Origin of the sequence: Pectobacterium brasiliense (assembly GCF_013449685.1) — a bacterium.
GTDB classification, from domain to species: domain Bacteria; phylum Pseudomonadota; class Gammaproteobacteria; order Enterobacterales; family Enterobacteriaceae; genus Pectobacterium; species Pectobacterium brasiliense_A.
On record NZ_JACDSF010000082.1, the window covers coordinates 635 to 5616 of the forward strand.

Genomic DNA, 4982 nt, shown 5'->3' on the forward strand with positions numbered 1-4982 from the left:
CAGTATGCGCAGGCAGCGAAAAAGAAAAACACGTCTTCTGCTGTTTCTCCTCCTCAGTCATTTGCCGGAAAAAACGAACCGTTACCGAAGACCCCGCCCGGTGCGATTAACAAGCCTCAGATACCCCCGATGGAGCCGTGGTATAAAACGGTTTTTGATCTGTTAGTGGGGAAAGCGGATGCGGCAATGTTGCCGCCCCCTCAACCAGTGGTCATGGCAGGTACGGCAGCACAGGCGGGTGCGACCGCTGCTGCGGGTGGCGTTGTGGCTCAGGCCAATCAGGATGCAGCAAAGGCACTGACACATCAGATGAAACGCCTTTCTGGTCCATCAATCTGGCAAGGCCAGTTGCAGATGGCACAGAGTTTTCTGCTAATGGGGGCGCTGATTCAGGATCTCCTGAAGGGTGAGAAAGCAGACTTACTGACACCTGAAAAGTTATTGGAGGTAGCGAAGAAACAGGGAACGGTGCCCAGCCGTGTGCGTTATCAGTGGGTAGAAGATGAGGAAACCGGCAGGCTGAAGGCGGTTGGCTACCACACCAGTATGGAAAGTGGTCGCGATCAGGTGCGTGTCAGATTACTGAAACATGATTTCCCCAATAACCGTTACGAGTTCTGGGAAGAGGGCGCAACAGGGCCGACGATTTTATGGACACCGGATAATCCGGGGATGGAATTACCCACAGATACGGCACACGGCGAACAGCCTGTTATTCCGTCAGCAGTGCCGGGATTTGAAATTCCAGAGATGGATGATGTCAGTATTCTTGCGACACCAATGCCGGACGAGAAGGATTTTCGGGATTACATTCTGGTGTTCCCTGAGAATGCGTTTCCACCGATTTATATTTATTTGAGTAAGCCTCCGGTCAACTTGTTAGATGTGGATTTGTATAGTAATTTTGTTGGTAGACCAAGGCAGGGGAAATATCATGCTGATCACATGCCTTCTGCTGCTGCGGTAGAAGCTTTCTTAAGAAGGAAATATCCTCACTTAAAAGAAACTCAGATAAAGACGTTAAGTAAAAAGGTTGCTGCATTGATTATTCCAAAAGAAGTTCATCAAAAAATTAGCCAGACATACGGTTGGCGAAATCAACCGCATGTTATAGAAAAAGACTCTCAGGATCTACGAGCAGCGCTTGACCGTAATCTTGATGCTATTAAATCAGCGTTAAAGGAGGCTGGGGCTACGGATGATGAGATAGAAGCTGCAAGGGAAAAAATGCATGGTTTGAATGATAAGCAAGGATTATATAAATGACAGTAAATGTTGATGCACTTATTAGACATCTCGGTGAGAAATATTCTGATATTATTGCTGCAGGTTTAATTCCTTATAAAAAAACGCCTAAAGGCTCTTCAGGCTCTCCAGTACTTAGTTTGGATATGCCAAAAGAAGGGGTTTTTCTTGCATTTGAACGAAATGAGAAAACTCTCATAGAAATTACTTTTATGATTCAGAATAAAAATGTTGCAGGTTGGGTCTTCCCGAATGATCTTCCTGCTCCATTACTGAGGCAGAGCAAGATGTCTCGTGAGTGGGTACATGAGGTATTTGGTAATCCAATACGTAGTACTCCACCGCAAGTCATAATGAATGAGTCGTTTGGATGGGTTGACTTGTTTTCATCAGGGGTGAGACATATTCAAACCAGTATCCAGATAGATTACGATGAGGACAATATAGTTACCGAGGTCGCATTTATTCTAACATCTACGCTGCGGTGGTAGTTAGGCTCGACCTTCACTATTTAAGTTAATGTTTCCTATAGTGATTTTTGTGAGAGATTGAGATGATCGAGGTAAAACACAATCTGTGTTTATTCAGCCTGCAACTCTATAATAAACAGGGTTGCAGGTTGATATGTTCATCAGAACTGAAGATCTTTCAGCTTTTTTCCGCCTTCAATAGCAGCAGAAATTGCTTTAGGTGTACGTTCCTGACCTGTACATAATTTTCATTGCCGCTTTCATCGACATTACCTACGACAATGGTTAGATGGTAATTTTATTATTAATTTAACTCTTCCAGTGAAAAATAAGAAGAGAGGGTAATGAATTGAGTAGTAAATATAACTGTCCATGCCCGTGCTGTGGTAAGTATGAGTTCGACGTGTTAGGTGAATATGATATTTGCTCTCATTGTGGATGGGAAGATGATCCTTTTCAGTCTAAAAATCCTGATAGATGTGGAGCAAACAAGATGAGTTTAAACGAAGCTAGAGAAGCTTTTAAAAATGGCCAAAAAGTTAAATGATGTAATAGTAGGGATACATGGCGAGTTATTATTTATTTGATGTTATTTCTTTAAAAAATGATCTTCCAGAGGAAGGGTTGAAAAAAGGAATGCTAGGGGTTATTGTTCACATTTATAACGAACCATCTCCTGTATATGAGATAGAGTTTTGTGATGATAATGGTGAGACACTGGCTTGTATCACATTAACACCAGACTGTTTCAGTAAGGTTTATTTTAAAAAATAGTCTGATGATCTACTTATTAAAATAAAAAACTCATAACGACGAACTGTAATCAAAAAAATTAAATAGCAGCACAACAATCTGTATATGCTGCTCAACTTCCCGCACAATTAAAATTGTGGCCTTAATGCGTTATCCTCATGGCTCTTTCCTTAGTCTACTGGGATCACTTCTGGCGTATGAAAAGTACGAAATAACAGATCAAGCCGTTCCCACAAAACAAAGATCAAAATCTCTTTTGCTTTAAGTTCATCCAGTTCAATAACGGCATAAGCTAATGCCCGACACTGATCGATGATTTCTTCCAGTTCCAGAGGTGTGTTATCGAACATGATAAACCTCCGTTGCTGGATATGGCAAAAAAGCAGTAGCCAGATGCAGATTTTCAGGAAGGGAATAGGTAAACTGACAGACAGCCATAGCGTTATCCTTCTAACGTTGAGGTTAGCCCTTGTCTGGTATTGCAAGTACCGTTCAGGGGCGAAGCTGGTTTATAGGTAATCTTGTATACAGGCGTGAACCTTATCGGCTGCAATTTAAGACTAGGACTGTTACTAGTCAATTCAATTAGTTAACGCGATACAAAAATCCATACCGTGCAAGTATCCAGCCTTTCAGACCCGTATAGCTTCAGAACTGCGTGAACAGTTGGATGTGGTCGGTTGCGAATGATGGGATAAGTCTGGGGTGTTGGTTTAAGTAATTGGTTCGGCAGAGCTTAAACGGTTCTGTGTTGAGTTGAAGGGGGATATTTAGCATCGCCTTTCATTGAAAATATTTATTTCAAATAAAATTCATTATCACTCATTGACAATATAACTCACCTTGTTATATCTGACTATATCTATAAATAACATAAGCTTTTAAATGAAAATATTAATTAACGTACAAAACAACTGGCCTGATAATGTAAAAGAACTCAATTCAGCTAAATATGATCAAAATGAAATCCGTTGGTGTGGTAAAGAACTATTCTTTTTACATGAAGATGGAGCCGTTTATCAATCATATGTAACAATGCCTTTTATCGTTGATGTTGATGAATTTTCTTTATTTTCGTTAACAAAAAAAGACGATAACTCTTTTTTGATAGAGAAAATCACTGATTGGCCTAAAGGTGTCAATATTCGAAAAGGATTTATTCGCGCTCAATGGGGACACAAATCCAATGGTTGCTGTTGGTATGTGTTTCCTGATGGTAGCAGTATGTATGCCTATTTTGATGCTCCACTGATTAAAGAGCATCATAGGATATATAACGTAATGCCTTTTATTTTATACGAGGTCTTGAACTAACTTTTCTTTTTAGTTCTTCAATCTTTATCTGTGCTTCTTCCAATGAGTTACAAATAGTAATCACTCGTTGGTTAACGGTATCGAAAATTAGGTGCATTTCTAATTCAATGGTAGTCTCTTCATTACCATCAAACCTATATGATAAATTGGTTTTATGCGGAGCAATGACATATCTCTCATCCATGATTTAACCTTATGCTGTGTGTTATTTAGGCGATGATTATAACGCACCATTAACGCAATAGTTGAATGAAATGTCAGCCATCCGTGGCTTTTTCAATCTATCCCTTCTGCTCAAACTCAAACGGCCTGACCATCCCGTTGTGATTATCATTCTGAAACCAGAAGCGCATAAAATGGCTTGTAAAAATAATCATATACGAAAAATTAATAGAATAGTCGAAAAGTTCAGGGTGAAATATTAACATTCTTTTCACTAAAATTCTTGTGAAATATAGTTTAAATAGTAGTGGTAACTTGACATATTTAAATAAGTATATTAATTAACGATTATGGTTTTAAGGTTTTTTAATAAAAGGTGGAATAGTTATGGTTTCTTATGGTTTTATTATTTTTGTCGGGATTTTTTGGGTTATAATAACAGGAAGAATGTCTGGGAGTTCAGAAGATGCTGATAAAAACATCAAGATAAGACGTTCATCCTATCTTGATGGTCCATCATCAGGAATTCTTTAATTTCCCGACAACAATTGCACCACGGGTAACAGAAAAGCCCGTATCACCGAGATATTTTTTGTTGCCGTTACTGAGAATGGCATGATTCTGTTCTGACGTACCGAGATTCAGAGGCAGAATGTTCACAACCTCATACCCCTCTTCATCGAGTTTGTTATAAGTATCTTCAAGTGCTTTGGAAAATTGATCATAATCTGCGAGTCTTGAGGTTGGCAATTCAACAGATTTTGTTTTTTTCCACCAGAAATATCCTTCTGTAACTTGATCTTCATATTTACCAATGCCAGCATAAAACCATCGGGTAACAAATTTTTTCATAATTTAAAATTCCTTTTTATCACATTAGTTTTTTCTGCTTTACGAAATTTCTTTGTTTGCTGGCACTTTGTTATACGGATTTGTCAGCAAGGGTAGGCCGAATATTTATAGTGCCAGATTATGTTCTGAGAAGAATCAAAAAGCCAGAAGGAATAAGGTTTTTAGCAAAATAACGGGCCATCCGTG

7 protein-coding genes are annotated in these 4982 nt (G+C 39.2%); 5 read left to right on the forward strand and 2 right to left on the reverse strand.

Annotation, left to right across the window (positions count from 1 at the left end):
- The 4 genes from H0248_RS21110 to H0248_RS21125 form a co-directional block, all read left to right on the forward strand.
- The coding region (locus tag H0248_RS21110) for an S-type pyocin domain-containing protein (RefSeq protein ID WP_180787372.1) at positions 1–1266 on the forward strand (1266 nt) is incomplete at its 5' end.
- The gene (locus tag H0248_RS21115; protein ID WP_180775631.1) at positions 1263–1736 is read left to right on the forward strand and encodes a DUF6392 family protein; all 474 of its coding nucleotides are present in this window, start codon (positions 1263–1265) and stop codon (positions 1734–1736) included. The genes H0248_RS21110 and H0248_RS21115, both read left to right, overlap by 4 nt.
- A 328-nt stretch (positions 1737–2064) precedes the next feature.
- Positions 2065–2262 carry a CPCC family cysteine-rich protein gene (locus tag H0248_RS21120; protein ID WP_180775630.1) on the forward strand — a complete coding sequence of 66 codons (198 nt, stop codon included), beginning with the start codon at positions 2065–2067 and terminating at the stop codon, positions 2260–2262.
- 17 nt (positions 2263–2279) lie between these two features.
- Positions 2280–2489, forward strand: a complete 210-nt coding sequence (locus tag H0248_RS21125; RefSeq protein WP_180775629.1) for a DUF4926 domain-containing protein — start codon at positions 2280–2282, stop codon at positions 2487–2489.
- 149 nt (positions 2490–2638) lie between these two features.
- On the opposite strand, the gene H0248_RS21130 is transcribed toward H0248_RS21125, so the two are convergent.
- Positions 2639–2818 (reverse strand): hypothetical protein, encoded by a 180-nt coding sequence (locus H0248_RS21130; protein ID WP_180775628.1) that lies wholly within the window; start codon positions 2816–2818, stop codon positions 2639–2641.
- Positions 2819–3353: 535 nt separating this feature from the next.
- On the opposite strand from H0248_RS21130, the gene H0248_RS21135 reads away from it, so the two are divergent.
- Positions 3354–3782 (forward strand): hypothetical protein, encoded by a 429-nt coding sequence (locus H0248_RS21135; RefSeq protein ID WP_180775627.1) that lies wholly within the window; start codon positions 3354–3356, stop codon positions 3780–3782.
- 681 nt (positions 3783–4463) lie between these two features.
- Here the strand turns inward: H0248_RS21135 and H0248_RS21140 are convergent.
- Positions 4464–4796, reverse strand: coding sequence for a hypothetical protein (locus H0248_RS21140; protein WP_011093257.1), 333 nt, complete (start codon positions 4794–4796; stop codon positions 4464–4466).
- Positions 4797–4982 lie beyond the last annotated feature (186 nt).